The following is a 15398-nucleotide window of genomic DNA, read 5'->3' as shown; positions in this document are numbered from 1 at the left end:
GCAACTGGCGACTGTGTTCTGTTCGTGTCCGCAGCCGACAGGCTAACGTCGGGGCCAAGCAGGCTTGTTTGCTGCTGACCCGGGGCTCTTTATGCAGCAAAAAGCGCCACGGTCAGCGCCGCTCGATCGCGTCCCAGAACAGAGCGGCAATATCGGCACCGCCAAATTTCTTGATTTCGCGAATGCCGGTCGGCGAGGTGACATTGATCTCTGTCAGCTTGTCGCCGATCACGTCGATGCCGACCAGCAGGAAGCCGCGTTCGCGCAGCGCGGGACCGATCCGCGCACAGATCTCCTGCTCTCGGTCCGTCAGTTCGCTGCCCTCGGCGCGGCCGCCAACATGCATGTTCGAGCGCGAATCGTGCTCTGCCGGCACGCGGTTGATAGCTCCCACCGGCTCGCCGTCGATCAGGATGATCCGCTTGTCTCCAGCACGCACGGCCGGCAGATATTCCTGCACGATATACGGCTCGCGAAAGCTCGCATCGAACATCTCAAGCAGTGAGGACAGATTGCGATCGTCGGGCCGCAGATGGAACACGCCGGCCCCGCCATTGCCGTAGAGCGGCTTGACGATGATGTCGCCAATCTCGGCGCGGAAGGCCGCGACGGCCGCCGGATCGCGGGTGATCAGCGTCTTCGGCATCAGGTCGGCGAATTCGGTGACGAAGATTTTTTCGGGCGAATTGCGCACCCATGCCGGGTCATTGACCACCAGCGTCTGAGGATGAATGCGCTCCAGCAGGTGCGTGGTCGTGATGTAGTTCATATCAAAGGGCGGGTCTTGCCGCAGCAGCACGACGTCCATCGTCGCCAGATCGACACGCTGCGGCTCGCCCAGTTCGAAATGCCGCCCCACTTCCTCGCGCAATTGCATGGGTTCGACGGTCGCGAACACCTCGCCGTCACGCATCGAAAGCTGGTCGGGCGTATAGTGAAACAGCTCATAGCCGCGATTCTGCGCTTCCATGCACATGGCGAAGGTCGAATCGCCCGCGATATGGATCGATGAGACATGGTCCATCTGGACGGCGACGGTCTTGATCTCGGGCATTGCGCGGTCTCCATGCAGCGTGGTCAGTAGATACGCGGGCCGTACCGCCGGTGCAACCGTACACCGCTAAGCGCCGGTGCAAATTGTCATCCTGCCTCGAAGGCTCCGGGCAGGTGCAAGGGCCAGCGCCATGGACGCACCACCACCAGATCGAGACGCCAGGACAACCGATCACGATCGCCTTGCCGCGCCAGCCAATGGCATCCGGCGGCCGCAATGCGCCGCTGAGCCGTAGCGGTGACCGCGTCAATGCCGCCTGCGAGGTCACGGCGCGCCTTGACCTCGACGAAAGCCACCAGATCACCGCGCCGGGCGATCAGATCGACCTCGCCCTGCGCGCAGCGGTAGCGCAGGGCGGCAATTTTATAACCCTTGGCAAGCAAGGCGCAGGCCGCCATCCACTCCGCCCGTCGCCCGCGCCGCTCCGCATCGCGTCGGCGCCGCGTGGGTCGCTGATGCAGGGTGGGCGTGGCGCGCGGTCCGCGCTCCCTGCCCGCCATCACCTCTCGTCCTTCATCGCCAGCAATCGGTCATACAGCACCTTGCGCGGCAGGCCGGTGCGGTGCGATGCCTCCGTTGCGGCCTTGCCGGCTGGAAGATCGGTGATCAGCTCGGCGAGAATGCTGTCCACCTCCTGCGCGCTTGGGGGACTGTATTCGCCCGGTGCGATGACAAGAACGATTTCCCCCTTTGTCGTAGTATCGGCATAGGCCTCCGCAAGGCCGCCCAACGTGTCCCGCCGGACCTCTTCAAAAGCCTTGGTCAGTTCGCGGCACACGGCCGCCGGCCGCGTTGCGCCCAGTTCCTCGGCGGCGGCTTGCAAGGTGGCGCCGATGCGGTTCGGGCTGTCGAAAAATACCAGTGTTGCGGCCACATCCGCAAAGGCGCGCAAGCGGTCGCGTTTCGCCTTGTCCTTCTGCGGCAAGAAACCGCCGAACAGAAAAGCGTCATTGGGCAGGCCGGAAGCCACCAGCGCCGCCAGCGGCGCCGAGGCGCCGGGCACCGGGATCACCCTCAGCCCGGCGTCCAGTGCCAACTGGGTCAGCCGATAGCCCGGATCGGAGACGAGCGGCGTACCGGCGTCAGAGATCAGGGCGACGCTTTCGCCCCCGCAAATGCGTGCGATCAGTTTCGGGCCCACCGCATCGGCATTGTGTTCATGATAGGCATAGGGACGTCCCGCAATGCCGTAGCGTTCCAGAAGCACGCGTGACACGCGCGTGTCCTCGCAGGCGATCACATCGGCAGCGGCCAGCGTTTCCAGCCCGCGCAGGGTCATGTCGCCGAGATTTCCGATGGGTGTCGACACAAGATACAATGCCGCATCGAGCGGCCGCGCCGCCAGTTCGGCACCGGCGATCGTAAAACTCTTGCTGGCAACGCCTTTTGGCGCAGGGCGAGCGGGGGGGTTATCGGTCATGCAACTAGCTCGGAACTCCTTGCCGCGCAGCATCCGCAATCGGACATGGCGAGCAGTCGCCGCTGCGCGCCCGCCAGCTTGCCCGAAACAGCGTCAAAAGGCGAGATCGGCCACCACGGCGTCGAGCACCAGCATGCCGCGTGGCGTGCAGCGCAGCCGGTTTGGACCCAACCCTTCAATCAATCCCAGATTGTCCAGAAAGGCGACACGGTCGGTGTCGAGCTCCCGGCCTGCCAGCGCCCGCCAGCGCGCCAGGTCGAGACCCTCCGTAAGCCGCAATCCCATCAGCAGCAACTCATCGGCCTGGGTGGCGCTGTCGAGCCATTCCTCCTCATCGATGCCATGCCCTTGTTCGCCCACCTGCGCGAGCCAGCTTTCCGGGTGCCGCAGCGTGGCGGTGGCGATTTTTCTCCCGGCGATCGTCAGCCGCCCATGCGCTCCCGGGCCGATGCCGGCATAGTCGCCATAGCGCCAATAGGTCAGATTGTGGCGGCTTTCCGCCCCCGGTCGCGCATGGTTTGAAATCTCGTAGGCCGGCAGCCCGTGCGCGGCAGTGATCGCCTGGGTCACTTCGTACAGTTCCGCCGACGCTTCCCCGTCCGGCACGATCAGTTTGCCCGCAGTGTGCAGGCCGAAAAACGGCGTCCCTTCCTCGATTGTCAGCTGGTAGAGGGAGAGATGGTCGGCGGCCAGGCCGATCGCTTGCTCCAATTCAGCCTCCCAGGCGGCGCTGGACTGGCCGGGCCTTGCATAAATCAGATCAAACGACATGCGCGGAAAGATCTGGCGCGCCAGGCCGATCGCTTCCAGCGCCCCGGCAACATCATGCAGACGGCCGAGCTTCTTCAGGTCGGCATCGTTGAGCGCCTGCACACCCATCGACAGCCGGTTGACGCCGGCCGCTCGGTAGCCGTGAAAGCGCGCCGCTTCGACGCTGGAGGGGTTGGCCTCCATGGTGATTTCAATCCCGTCCGGCACGTGCCAGGCCTGCGCGACCGCTTCCAGGAGGGTGCCGACCGTCTCGGGCTGCATCAGCGAAGGCGTTCCGCCTCCGATGAAAATACTCGTCACCTCGCGGGGTCCGGACATTTGCCGCATATGAGCGATCTCCCGGGCGAAGGCAGCACTGTAAGCAGACTGATCAACCTCTTGATGCCGGACATGGCTGTTGAAATCGCAATAGGGACATTTGGCCGCGCAGAACGGCCAGTGCAGATAGATCCCGAACCCTGGCGTTCCGTCATCACGATTGACACCGCCGCCATCATTGGCCGCGCGCCGCATCTGCGCGACACTGCGTTGGCGCGGCTCGGGCGCCGATCGCGTCAGGCCAGATGCTGGTCTCTGGCGCCTGGGAAACTCACTCATCGGCTGGTGTCGCTCGGCAGACCGAGGCCCTCCTCGACAAATTGCTTGAAGGCACGCGCCCGATGCGAAAGAGCGGTCGCATCGCCCGGTTTCCAGCCATGCTTCTCATCGGACGACATTTCGCCGAAGGTCCGCTGGTGTCCTTCCGGCTGAAACACCGGGTCGTAGCCGAAACCCTTATCGCCGCGCGGCGGCCAGACGAGATGGCCGGCAATCTCGCCGCGGTAAAATGCGGTCGAGCCGTCGGGGTCGGCAAGACACAACACGCTGACGAACCGTGCGCCGCGCTGCGCGGGCGTCTGCAGGTTGCGCGCTTGCAGTGCCGCTTCGACCTTCTGCATCGCCACGTTGAAATCGCGCCCTCCGTCCGGCAGCGTCGCCCAGTCGGCAGTGTAAACGCCCGGCGCGCCATCCAGTCCGTCGACCATCAGCCCGGAATCGTCGGACAAGGCCGGCAGGCCCGAGGCGCGCGCTGCCGCCAGCGCCTTGGTGGCGGCATTTGCCTCGAAGGTCTCACCCTCCTCCACAGGTTCCGCCAGACCCCGTTCCGCAGCCGACGTCACCGTCACGCCGAGCGGCGTGAACAACGCGCTGAACTCGGCGATCTTGCCGGCGTTGTGGCTGGCCACGAGTATGGTCTTTGCCGTCGTCACATCCGTTCCTTGCGCTGTGTCTGCTGTCAGGCTGCAGAAGTGTCCGAGAGGACCTTTTTCTGCATCTCAACGAGCTCTCCGATTCCCGTGCCGGCCAGCGACAGCAGGGTCAGAAACTGCTCCTGGCTGAACGGTTCGCCTTCCGCCGTGCCCTGAATTTCGACGATGCCGCCGGCGCCGGTCATGACGAAATTGGCATCCGTCTCCGCGGCTGAATCCTCGAGATAATCGAGATCGATCACCGATTGCCCGGCGAAGATGCCGCAGGAAATGGCGGCGACATGGTCCTTCAGCACCTTGTCGGCCTTGACCATCTGCCGCGCTTCCATCCAGCCAAGACAGTCGCGCAGCGCTACCCATGCGCCGGTGATCGCAGCCGTGCGCGTCCCCCCATCAGCCTGCAACACATCGCAGTCCACGGTGATCTGGCGTTCGCCGAGGGCCTCGAGATCGACGACCGCACGCAGCGACCGACCGATCAATCTCTGGATTTCCTGGGTGCGGCCACCCTGTTTGCCGGCCGATGCTTCCCGCCGCATGCGATCGCCCGTCGCCCGGGGCAGCATGCCGTATTCGGCGGTAACCCAGCCACGCCCGGCATTGCGCAGCCACGGCGGTACCCGTTCTTCCAGACTGGCGGTGCACAGAACATGCGTGTCGCCAAACTTGACCAGGCACGAGCCCTCGGCGTGTTTTGAAAATCCGCGCTCGAAGCTGACGGCCCGCATCTGATCCGTTTTACGACCGGAAGGACGCATATGAAGTCTCCTTGTTTGCTGTGGCGCTGCTTCTAGAGCGTTTGCCGGGCAGATGGAAGCGGTTCCGCGCCGCCGCCTGCAAAAGCCGCGTCAAAACGGCTCAAGACATCACCGCTCGTGCGCTTGCCTCTTTTACTCGGCCTGCCGAGACCCTATAGTTTAATGGACTGTGCAATGTGCTGCTGAGGAGTTCAAAAACAATCGTCATGACGGTCAATCAGTTTGCAGCGGCCGACCTCATGTCGAACCTCGACGACCGGTCCCGCGAGATCTTCCGCAACATCGTCGAGACCTATCTCGAGTCAGGTGAACCGCTCGGTTCGCGCACACTGGCGCGCATGCTCACCGCATCGCTGTCGCCAGCCTCGGTGCGCAATGTGATGAGCGATCTCGAGGAACTCGGCCTGATCTACGCGCCGCATATCAGCGCCGGGCGGCTGCCCACGCAAAAGGGTCTGCGCTTTTTCGTCGATGCATTCATGCAGGTGGGTGATCTGCAACCGGACCTGCGCCACGAAATCGAGAGTCAGGTGCGCCGCACCTCGGCCGGCCGTCCGGTGGAGACTGTGCTCACCGAGGCCAGCCAGATGCTCTCAGGCCTGTCGCGCGGTGCCGGCCTGGTGATTGCGGCAAAGACCGACCACGCGATCCGGCACATTGAGTTCATCCGCCTCGATCCGCAACGCGCCCTGGTGGTGCTGGTTGGCGACAATGACGAGGTTGAGAACCGCGTCATGGAACTGCCCGCCGGCGTCACCGCCAGCCAGTTGACCGAGGCGGCCAATTATCTCAATGCCCATCTGGCCGGCCGCACGATGAGCGAGGCACGCGGTGAATTGCGCGGTCTTCAGGCCGAGCTGCGCCGCGAACTCGATGAATTGTCGAGCGATCTGGTCGAGCGCGGTCTGGCGGTCTGGGCCGGCTCGGAACAGGGCGGGGCGGCCCGGATGATCGTGCGCGGCCGTGCCAATCTGCTCGACAGCCTCGCGGCCGGTGAAGAACTTGATCGGCTGCGTCTGCTGTTTGATGAGTTGGAGCGCAAGGAGAACCTGATTGAATTGATGACCCTCGCCGAAGAGGGCTCCGGCGTACGCATCTTCATCGGATCGGAAAACAAGCTCTTCTCATTGTCGGGATCGTCGCTGATTGTCGCACCCTACCGCGACGGCGAAAACCAGGTGGTCGGCGCGGTCGGTATCATAGGTCCGACGCGGCTCAATTACGCCCGCATCGTCCCGATGGTCGATTACACGGCGCAACTCGTCTCGCGCATCCTGCGCTAGCGCCCCACATGGTTTAGGGCGAGACCGGCAATCACGCGGTCAGCCATGTTCGAGCAACGGGCGCCATCAAAGGGATAGATGCTTTCAAAGCCGCCAGCGACGCGTTGTTCAAGCACGGCGCGCAATTTTCGCCGCGCACGAAACAGGCGCGTTCGCACCGTCACGCTGGACAGATCAAGCTGGCGCGCGATGATGCCCACGCTCAACCCTTCGGCCTCGCGCATCACGAACGGCAGGCGCAGGTCCGGCGGCAGCTGAGAGACGGCATCTTCGAGCAGTGCGCGGATTTGTGCACGTCCCAGGGCCGCCTCCGGCAACTCTGTGTGCTGAACCGGAAAAGGCAGTACACCGTCCGCTTCTTCCTCCTTCACCGTGTCATACTCCTTGCTCGGTTGCGCACGCCGACGCTGCATCAGCGCGCAATTGATGGCAATTCGCGTGATCCACGTCGCAAATTGCGCCTCGCCGCGAAAACCGTCGAGGCGCGTGAAGGCGAGGAGATAGGTCTCCTGGACGATCTCCTCCGCCTCGGCATCGCTGCCGGCCATGCCCCGGGCCACGCGAAAAAGCCGGGGGTTCATCTGGCGGATGAGTTCGCGGATCGCCTGCTCGTCCCGCCCGCGCGCCCGTCGGACAAGCGAGGCACGGTCGCTGGTAGCCGTTGGATCAGTCGGTGCACAGCGTGCTGTCGGCACATTCATGGTTTCGCCTCCTGACTGATCGCCCTGTGCCGCAGAATGGTTTCAACGCTCGGAAACCCGGCTGCCGCTTGTGCTGCAAGATCATCGCTGTCACCGCGCGCTCCCTCCCAGAGGGGATCTTCCGGCATGCCAACGACGATACGGCCGACCATCCCCGCCATTTCATGGGGAATGCAATAATAGTCATAGACCCCGGGCGCGGTCAGCGTCACTTCAAAGCTGTCGCCCGGCAGCAGGAACCCGCTGTCCCAGGGCGTTGCCCGCACCGGGATTCGTCGCTCGCGGTCGTAGTTGTCCGGATGATAGCTCGTTGCGGTGTGGCTGTTGCCCTGGTCGCGATTGATAAACCGCAACCGCGTGCCGGGCGCGACGGCCAGCCCCACGGGATCAAACCATATCCGCTCCCCACGCGCGCTGCCGCGCATGAAAATTGTCTTCAGCGGGGCCGCGGCAAGAAGGCGGGGGCAGGCAAGGGCGGCGAGCACGCCACCCCCGCTGGACAACGCCTGACGTCGTTTCAGCATCATTCGGCGAGCCTCGCCTTGGCTTCGGCGTCATGAAACAGCACCACATGTGCGTGCGGTTCATCAACGCCTGGATGGCCGCCATTATAGTAAATGTCCACGGCGCTGACGGTGCTTGACCCAACGGCCAAACCGTCGAAAGCGGTGCCATCCTGCAAGGCTTTGAGCGGCGTCATGTACACCGTGGCGCTGAGCTTTCCTGCATGGTCATAGGCAAGAAACGGGCCCGCGGGAAGTTGTGCCGGATCGACAAACAGCGTGCCGAGACCGGGAATGAATTCCGGCAGAGGCAGCGCTTCGCTCACCTGGACGAACGGCTCACCCGGCGGTGATTGATTGACCGCATCCGCGTCGAGGGCCGGGGCCGCAGAAGCGGCGGAGAGCGTAAACAGGCCAGCAAAGATGAGTGGCTTGAGCATGATGTTTCCTTTCAGCATTGCCGGTGCGGCAAATTCCGCACTCGAAGCCTTGGATGCAGACATCTGCAAAACGTTCCCGGCAATCCGCCGAAACATCTCTTCTCACCGCTGGAAACGTGGTCCGGGCCTTGATTTTTGTGGTTCGAACAATGATATGCGATCCAGCTTCCTTTGATGAAATGTGCAGGGACTGTGAATGATGACGAGTGATGAGCAGCAAGACCGGCGGTACGAAGAGACTGAAGCCGAGGCCGCTCCCGCCGAAGAGGGCGATCAGCCTTTGGCCGATATCGAGGCATTGCAGGCCGAGAATGCCGATCTGAAGGATCGCTATCTGCGCCTTGCCGCCGAAATGGAAAATCTGCGTCGCCGCACCAGCCGCGATGTCGCTGATGCCAAAAGCTATTCAGTCGCCGGCTTTGCCCGCGAGATGCTTCAGGTGGCAGATAATCTGCGCCGCGCCATTGAATCGGTGGGAGACGATGCAACGGCCGAAGAGGGCGATCTGAAGACACTGTTCGAAGGCGTCGAGCTGACTGAACGCACGATGCTGGCGGCGCTTGAAAAACATCAGGTCCGCAAGATCAATCCGAAGGGCGAAAAGTTCGATCCGCACTTCCACCAGGCGATGTTCGAGGTTCCCAATCCGGAGTTCCCGAACAACACCGTGATTGAAGTGGTCCAGCCGGGTTTCGTTATCGGCGAACGGGTGCTGCGGCCGGCCATGGTCGGGGTCGCCAAGGGCGGTCCGAAGGAGCCCGCTGCCGAGCCCGGCCCGCCCAATCCGCAGGCCGAGAAGGACGCCTGAGAACTCGCGGGCTGATAAACCAGCGCCGCCGGTTCCTCCTGGCGATGCAATCTGGCCGCAGTGACGTTATCGGTGCTCGCTGGCGCGTGCCGCGCTAGAGCAATCCATTCTTGCGCGCCGCTTCGGCCAGCGAGAATTGCAGCCGCGGTCCGATCTGCTCGATCACCAGTCCGGCAGCCAGACTGCCCAGCCGGCCACACGCATCGAGGGGCTTGTCCTGCGCCAGTCCGTGCAGGAAACCCGCTGCATAGAGATCACCGGCGCCGGTGGTGTCGACCACCTCGCGCACCTTAATCGCCGGGATCTCGTGCCGCGCGTCGCCGGCGATCGCTACCGATCCCTTCTCCGAGCGTGTCACCGCGGCAATCTGGCAATCGCCCGCGATTGCCGCGATCGCCGTCTCGAGATCGTGCGTCTGATAGAGGGACTTCACCTCGTCTTCATTGGCAAAGACGATATCGACGGTGCCCGAGCGCATCAGCTCGAGAAATTCATCGCGGTAGCGATCGACACAAAACGGATCTGACAGCGTCATCGACATCTGTCGACCGTGCGCATGCGCAATCTCTGCGGTGCGACGGATCGCATCCTTGGCGCGCGGTGGGTCCCACAGATAGCCCTCGAAATAAGTGATGGGGCTCGCCGCGACCACATCCTCTTCAACATCCTCGGGACCCAGTTCCACGCAGGCACCGAGATAGGTATTCATCGAGCGTTCGCCATCCGGCGTCACGAAAATCATCGAGCGCGCCGTCGGCGGTGTGCCGGTGAGCGCCGGTGTCTGAAAATGCACGCCCTGGGCGCGAATGTCGTGGCTGAAGATCTGTCCCAGCTGATCATCGGCCACCTTGCCGAAAAAGGCCGCACGGCCGCCGAGACTGGCAATACCCGCGGCGGTGTTGCCGGCGCTGCCCCCGGACATTTCGATCGCCGGACCCATCCGTGCATAGAGCGTCTCGGCCCGTTCGGCATCGATCAGGTTCATTGCGCCTTTGATGATCGCGTTTTCCTCGAGAAAACTGTCTTCGCAACGGGCAATGATGTCGACAATGGCATTGCCGATACACAGAATATCAAACTGACTCATGAGGGCCTTTCGAAGAAGGGACGTGGAAAATTGCCGAGGAGATCAGGGCCGCCCTGCCTTAGCCGCTTTTGTCGCCGGCGGCGAGGCGCTTGATCTCGTAAAGTGCTTCAAGTGCTTGCCGCGGGCTTAAATCGTCCGGATGCAATTCTGCCAGCCGTGCTGCTAGTTCGGGGGGCAGGGCGGAAGTCTCGGATGGCTTTGCCTGCGCACTCTTCAGATGTGCAGCGAACAGCGGAAGGTCATCGACCAGAGTGAGCGCCGGATTGTCGCGCTCGCTGGATTCCAGCTGCGCCAGGACATCACGGGCGCGCGTCACCACGGCTTCGGGCAGTCCGGCCAGCCGGGCCACCTGAATGCCGTAGGATCGATCCGCGGCGCCCGGCGCCACCTCGTGCAGGAAAACGACGTCGCCCTTCCACTCCTTGACCTTCATCGTCACATTGGCCAGCCGGTCGAGCTTGTCGGCCAGCGCTGTCAGCTCATGAAAATGCGTGGCGAAAAGGCTGCGGCACCGGTTGACCTCGTGCAGATGCTCCACCGCCGCCCAGGCGATCGACAACCCGTCAAAGGTCGCGGTGCCGCGGCCGATTTCGTCAAGAATGACCAGCGAGCGCGCCGTGGCGAGATTGAGAATGGCTGCGGTCTCGACCATTTCGACCATGAAGGTCGAGCGACCGCGCGCCAGATCGTCGGAAGCCCCGACCCGTGAGAACAGCCGGTCGACGACCCCGATATGTGCCGCACCAGCAGGCACGAAGGACCCCATCTGCGCCATGATGGCGATCAAGGCGTTCTGCCGCAGGAACGTTGACTTGCCGCCCATATTCGGACCGGTCAACAGCCAGATGGCGCCGGCCTGCTCCGCTCCGCTTCCTGTAGCTGGTGACGGCGTCACACCTTCGCCGGGCGGGGAAAGATCGCAGTCATTGGCGACAAAGGGCTGCGCCGCCTGCCGCCTGAGGGCCTGCTCGACCACCGGATGCCGGCCGCCGACAATTTCGAATGCCATGCTGTCGTCGACCCGCGGCCGGGCATATCCCTGCTCTTCGGCAAGCACCGCCAACGCCGCATAGACATCGATAACGGCCAGCGCCTCCGCCGCCGCCTTGATTGCCGGCGCTGCGCCGACAGCACACAGCACCATGTCTTCGAACAGCCCCAGTTCGATGCGCAGCGCCTGATCGGCGGCATTGGCGATGCGCGTTTCCAGATCAGAAAGCTCGGTTGTGGTGAAACGCAGCGCATTGGCCATTGTCTGCCGGTGAATGAACCGGCCGCGGGCCGTCTCGCCCTCCTGCAGCGGTGCCGCGTTGGCTGCTGTCACCTCGATGAAATAGCCCAGAACATTGTTGTGCTTGATCTTCAACGACCGGACGCCGGTGTCCTCGGCATAGGACAGTTGCAGACCGGCGATCACGCGCCGCGATTCATCGCGCAGCGCACGCAACTCATCGAGTTCTGCCGCGTGACCATGCCGTACGAAGCCACCCTCGCGTTTGAGCAGCGGCACTTCATCGCTCAGGCAGTCTGCCAGCAACGCGCGCAATTCGTCCGGGAAGGCGGCGATCGCAGCAAGTGCCTCTTTGATAAGCTCGGGTGTCTCCCGTTCTGCAAACAGTGCCGCCACCACCTCTGCCGCGCGCGCGCCATCGCGCAATGCGCTCAGATCCCGGGGCCCGCCACGGTTCATCGCCAACCGCGACAGCGCTCGCGGCATGTCGGCAAGCCGGCGCAATGCGGTCCGCACATCCTCGCATAGCCGGCTTTCGCGGATCAGCCAGGCGACCGCGTCGAGCCGGCTGTTGATCTCCTCGGGATCGGTCAGCGGCGACATCAGCCACTCGCAAAGCTTGCGGCCACCGCCGCCGGTTACGGTACGGTCAATGGCTTTCAACAGACTGCCCTGGCGCTCGCCGGCCAGGGTGCGGCTCAATTCGAGATTGGCGCGCGTCGCGGGATCGATGAACAAGCTTGCACCGTCCTCTTCGCGCAGAGGCACCTCGAGCGGTGGCCGCTCGTTGAACTGTGTCTTTTCGACATATGCCAGCGCCGCCGCTGCGGCCGCCAACTCGGCGCGCGAGAAATTGCCGTAGCCTTCAAGCGAAGCCACCGCGAAATAGCGGCAAATGCGGCTCTCGGCGCAGGAGCTGTCGAACAGCACCTGCGGCTGCGGTACGGCCCGCTGGCCCAGTTGCTCGATCAGCGGCTTTGCCTCGGGATCTTCAAACAGGCTGTCGGCAAGAATGATTTCACTGGGCTCGACGCGCATGATGTCGGCCAGTACGCGCGCCGGGCGACTTTCGGCGACGCGAAAGCTGCCGGTCGAAATGTCGATCCAGGCAAGTCCGAACTGTGCTTCCTCGCCACCACGAATGCGGGCCAGCGCCATCAAATGGTTCGATTGCGATGGCGACAGCAACTTGTCTTCGGTCAAGGTGCCGGGCGTGACCAGACGTACGACGTCCCGCCGCACCACGGATTTTCCGCCACGCTTCTTCGCCTCGGCCGGATCTTCAACCTGTTCGCAGACCGCCACCCGAAATCCAAGCTGGATCAGCTTTTGCAGGTAATCATCGGCGGCATGCACCGGCACGCCGCACATCTCGATCGCCTGTCCGAGATGCTGGCCGCGCTTGGTCAGGGTGATACCGAGCGCGCGCGCTGCATCGACCGCATCCTCGAAGAACAATTCGTAAAAATCGCCCATACGGTAGAACAGCAGGCAATCGGGATTCGCTGCCTTGATCTCGATATATTGTTCCATCATCGGCGTCGCCGCCGCACGGCTTTCCTCGGTGGCCAGTTCGGCCACCTTCAGGGTGCGGGCGGAGAGAGGCGCGGAGTCATTCAAGCGGAAAACTGCCGTTGCAGGGTTGGCGATGTCGGATCGGCAGGCGATCGGGCGAAACAGCCGTCTGCCTTTACAGCACTTGCCAAGCACCCTAACGAAGGACAACCTACGAGATCAACATCAATGAGGCAGCGATCAACGCTCGCCCACAGGGGGAAGGGTAAACATGGCAGGGACGAAAAAGCCCGATCGTTCGGCAACCACCGTCACCACCCAGGAAGCGCTGGATTTTCATTCCCGCGGCCGGCCGGGAAAGCTGGAGATCGTGCCCACCAAGCCCATGACAACGCAACGCGACTTGTCATTGGCCTATTCGCCGGGCGTTGCCGTTCCGGTTCAAGCCATCGCCGATGATCCCTCGCGCGCCTTCGACTACACCACCCGCGGCAACATGGTGGCGGTCATCACCAACGGCACCGCCATTCTCGGGCTTGGCAATCTCGGGGCGCTGGCCGCCAAGCCGGTGATGGAAGGCAAGTCGGTGCTCTTCAAGCGTTTCGCCGACGTCGATTCCATCGATCTCGAGATCGAGACCGAAGATGCCGACGAATTCGTCAATTGCGTGCGCTTTCTCGGGCCGAGCTTCGGCGGCATCAATCTCGAGGACATCAAGGCGCCCGAATGCTTCATCATCGAACAGCGTCTCCGCGAGGTCATGGACATTCCGGTCTTCCATGACGACCAGCATGGCACTGCCATTATCGCCGCTGCCGGTCTGATCAACGCGCTGCATCTCACCGGCCGCGACCTCAAGACAACCAAGCTGGTCTGCAACGGCGCCGGCGCCGCGGCCATTGCGTGCGTCGAACTGATCAAGGCGATGGGTTTCGCGCCGGAAAACATCATTCTCTGCGATACCAAGGGTGTGATCTATCAGGGCCGCGAGGCCGGGATGAACCAGTGGAAGTCGGCTCACGCCGTGAAGACCGACCGCCGCGATCTCGCCGAGGCTCTCGAGGGGGCGGACGTTTTTTTCGGCCTGTCGGTCAAGGGCGCACTGACCGACAAGATGGTCGCCTCCATGGCGGCCAATCCGATCATTTTCGCCATGGCCAATCCGGACCCGGAGATCACCCCCGAGGAAGTTGCGACGATTCGCGACGACGCCATCATGGCAACGGGTCGCTCCGACTATCCCAACCAGGTCAACAATGTTCTCGGCTTTCCCTACATCTTCCGCGGTGCGCTCGATGTACGCGCCAGCACCATCAATGACGACATGAAAATCGCTGCCGTCGAGGCGCTTGCCAATCTCGCCCGCGAAGACGTGCCTGATGATGTCGCGGCCGCCTATCGCGGCAATCGGCCACGTTTCGGGCCGGAATACATCATCCCCGTTCCGTTCGACCCGCGTCTGATCACGGCCGTGCCGCCGGCTGTCGCACGCGCTGCGATGGACTCGGGCGTCGCCACCAAGCCGATTGTCAATTTCGACGCCTACGCCCACGAATTGTCGGCCCGCCGCGATCCGCTCGCCTCGACGCTTCAGCGTATTTACACGAAAGTCCGCCGCAGACCGAAACGCACGGTATTTGCCGAGGGCGAGGAAGAACAGGTGATGCGCGCCGCCGTCGCCTACGCCAATCAGGGACTTGGCACCGCCTTCCTCCTCGGCCGCGATGAGGAAGTGCGTGAAACGGCGAGATCCGCCGGCATCGACCTCGAACGCGAAGGCATCGAACTGATCAATGCCCGCATTTCACGGCGGGTTGAGGCCTATACGGATCATCTTTATTCGCGCCTGCAGCGCAAGGGGTATCTGCACCGCGACTGCCAGCGGCTGATCAAGACCGACCGCAACCACTTCGCCGCCGCCATGGTGGCGCTGGGCGATGCGGATGCCATGGTGACGGGCATCACCCGCAATTATTCCACGGCACTTGAGGACATTCGCCGCTGCATCGACGTGCGTCCCGGCCACCGCGTGATCGGCGTGTCACTGGCGCTATGCCGTGGCCGCACGGTGCTGGTCGCCGATACTGCGGTGATCGACATGCCGGATTCGGTCGAACTCGCCGATATTGCCGAGGAAGCCGCCGGCATGGCGCGCCGGCTGGGCTACGAGCCACGGGTTGCCATGCTCGCCTATTCGACCTTCGGCCACCCGACCGGGGAACGCGCCGAACGCGTGCGCGAGGCGGTGCGCATCCTCGACCGGCGGCGTGTTGATTTCGAGTATGACGGCGAGATGGCCGCGGATGTCGCGCTGAATGCCGACATCATGGAACAGTACCCGTTCTGCCGGCTGTCCGGCACCGCCAATGTCCTCGTGATGCCGGCGTTCCATTCAGCTTCGATCTCGACCAAGATGCTGCAGGAACTGGGCGGCTCGACGGTCATCGGGCCGATGTTGGTCGGCCTCGACAAGTCGGTGCAGATCGTCTCCATGGGCGCCAAGGATTCCGATATCGTCAATATGGCGGCAATCGCCGCCTACAATGCGATGAATTGACTGCCGGTCGGCCGCCGCCG

At 63.2% G+C, this 15398-nt stretch carries 14 protein-coding genes; 3 read left to right on the top strand and 11 right to left on the bottom strand.

Features of this window, described 5'->3' with window-relative positions:
* Window positions 1-112: 112 nt before the first annotated feature.
* From gshB to rph, 6 genes are all read right to left on the bottom strand, one after another.
* Entirely contained in the window at window positions 113-1054 is a 942-nt protein-coding gene (gene gshB / locus KY465_RS10020) for a glutathione synthase (protein WP_219201509.1), read from the bottom strand.
* 86 nt (window positions 1055-1140) lie between these two features.
* Entirely contained in the window at window positions 1141-1554 is a 414-nt protein-coding gene (locus KY465_RS10015; protein WP_219201508.1) for a YraN family protein, read from the bottom strand.
* Entirely contained in the window at window positions 1554-2474 is a 921-nt protein-coding gene (gene rsmI / locus KY465_RS10010; protein WP_219201507.1) for a 16S rRNA (cytidine(1402)-2'-O)-methyltransferase, read from the bottom strand. The genes KY465_RS10015 and rsmI overlap by 1 nt, the downstream gene beginning before the upstream one ends.
* Before the next feature lie 93 nt (window positions 2475-2567).
* Window positions 2568-3758: a radical SAM family heme chaperone HemW gene (hemW, locus tag KY465_RS10005; protein WP_219201764.1), complete on the bottom strand. Its 1191-nt coding sequence runs from the start codon at window positions 3756-3758 to the stop codon at window positions 2568-2570.
* An 80-nt stretch (window positions 3759-3838) separates the two neighbouring features.
* Entirely contained in the window at window positions 3839-4495 is a 657-nt protein-coding gene (locus KY465_RS10000) for a non-canonical purine NTP pyrophosphatase (protein WP_219201506.1), read from the bottom strand.
* Window positions 4496-4521: 26 nt separating this feature from the next.
* Window positions 4522-5253, bottom strand: coding sequence for a ribonuclease PH (gene rph / locus KY465_RS09995; RefSeq protein ID WP_219201505.1), 732 nt, complete (start codon window positions 5251-5253; stop codon window positions 4522-4524).
* Between the two features lie 206 nt (window positions 5254-5459).
* Between rph and hrcA the strand changes: the two genes are divergently transcribed.
* Entirely contained in the window at window positions 5460-6536 is a 1077-nt protein-coding gene (gene hrcA, locus KY465_RS09990; RefSeq protein WP_219201504.1) for a heat-inducible transcriptional repressor HrcA, read from the top strand.
* On the opposite strand, the gene KY465_RS09985 is transcribed toward hrcA, so the two are convergent.
* Genes KY465_RS09985 through KY465_RS09975 form a run of 3 tightly spaced genes read right to left on the bottom strand, consistent with a single transcriptional unit; the run spans window position 6533 to window position 8180 of the window.
* Window positions 6533-7237, bottom strand: a complete 705-nt coding sequence (locus KY465_RS09985; RefSeq protein WP_219201503.1) for an RNA polymerase sigma factor — start codon at window positions 7235-7237, stop codon at window positions 6533-6535. The genes hrcA and KY465_RS09985 overlap by 4 nt on opposite strands.
* Window positions 7234-7764 (bottom strand): plastocyanin/azurin family copper-binding protein, encoded by a 531-nt coding sequence (locus KY465_RS09980; RefSeq protein WP_219201502.1) that lies wholly within the window; start codon window positions 7762-7764, stop codon window positions 7234-7236. Before KY465_RS09980 ends, KY465_RS09985 begins: the two co-directional genes overlap by 4 nt.
* Window positions 7761-8180, bottom strand: coding sequence for a hypothetical protein (locus KY465_RS09975; protein WP_219201501.1), 420 nt, complete (start codon window positions 8178-8180; stop codon window positions 7761-7763). Before KY465_RS09975 ends, KY465_RS09980 begins: the two co-directional genes overlap by 4 nt.
* Window positions 8181-8376: 196 nt before the next feature.
* Here KY465_RS09975 and grpE point away from each other — a divergent pair, with 196 nt between their 5' ends.
* Window positions 8377-8988 carry a nucleotide exchange factor GrpE gene (gene grpE / locus KY465_RS09970; RefSeq protein WP_428982970.1) on the top strand — a complete coding sequence of 204 codons (612 nt, stop codon included), beginning with the start codon at window positions 8377-8379 and terminating at the stop codon, window positions 8986-8988.
* 94 nt (window positions 8989-9082) lie between these two features.
* Here the strand turns inward: grpE and KY465_RS09965 are convergent, their stop codons facing one another.
* Both KY465_RS09965 and mutS read right to left on the bottom strand, forming a co-directional pair.
* Complete coding sequence (locus tag KY465_RS09965) at window positions 9083-10075, bottom strand: adenosine kinase (protein WP_219201500.1); 993 nt, start codon at window positions 10073-10075, stop codon at window positions 9083-9085.
* Between the two features lie 58 nt (window positions 10076-10133).
* Complete coding sequence (gene mutS, locus KY465_RS09960; protein ID WP_255561555.1) at window positions 10134-12926, bottom strand: DNA mismatch repair protein MutS; 2793 nt, start codon at window positions 12924-12926, stop codon at window positions 10134-10136.
* Window positions 12927-13092: 166 nt separating this feature from the next.
* Here mutS and KY465_RS09955 point away from each other — a divergent pair, with 166 nt between their 5' ends.
* Window positions 13093-15378 (top strand): NADP-dependent malic enzyme, encoded by a 2286-nt coding sequence (locus KY465_RS09955; RefSeq protein WP_219201499.1) that lies wholly within the window; start codon window positions 13093-13095, stop codon window positions 15376-15378.
* The last annotated feature ends 20 nt before the right edge of the window (window positions 15379-15398 follow it).

It is taken from the genome of Neohoeflea coraliihabitans, from assembly GCF_019334345.1.
GTDB classification, from domain to species: Bacteria; Pseudomonadota; Alphaproteobacteria; order Rhizobiales; family Rhizobiaceae; genus Pseudohoeflea; species Pseudohoeflea coraliihabitans.
This window is presented reverse-complemented; position numbering and strand designations above follow the sequence as displayed.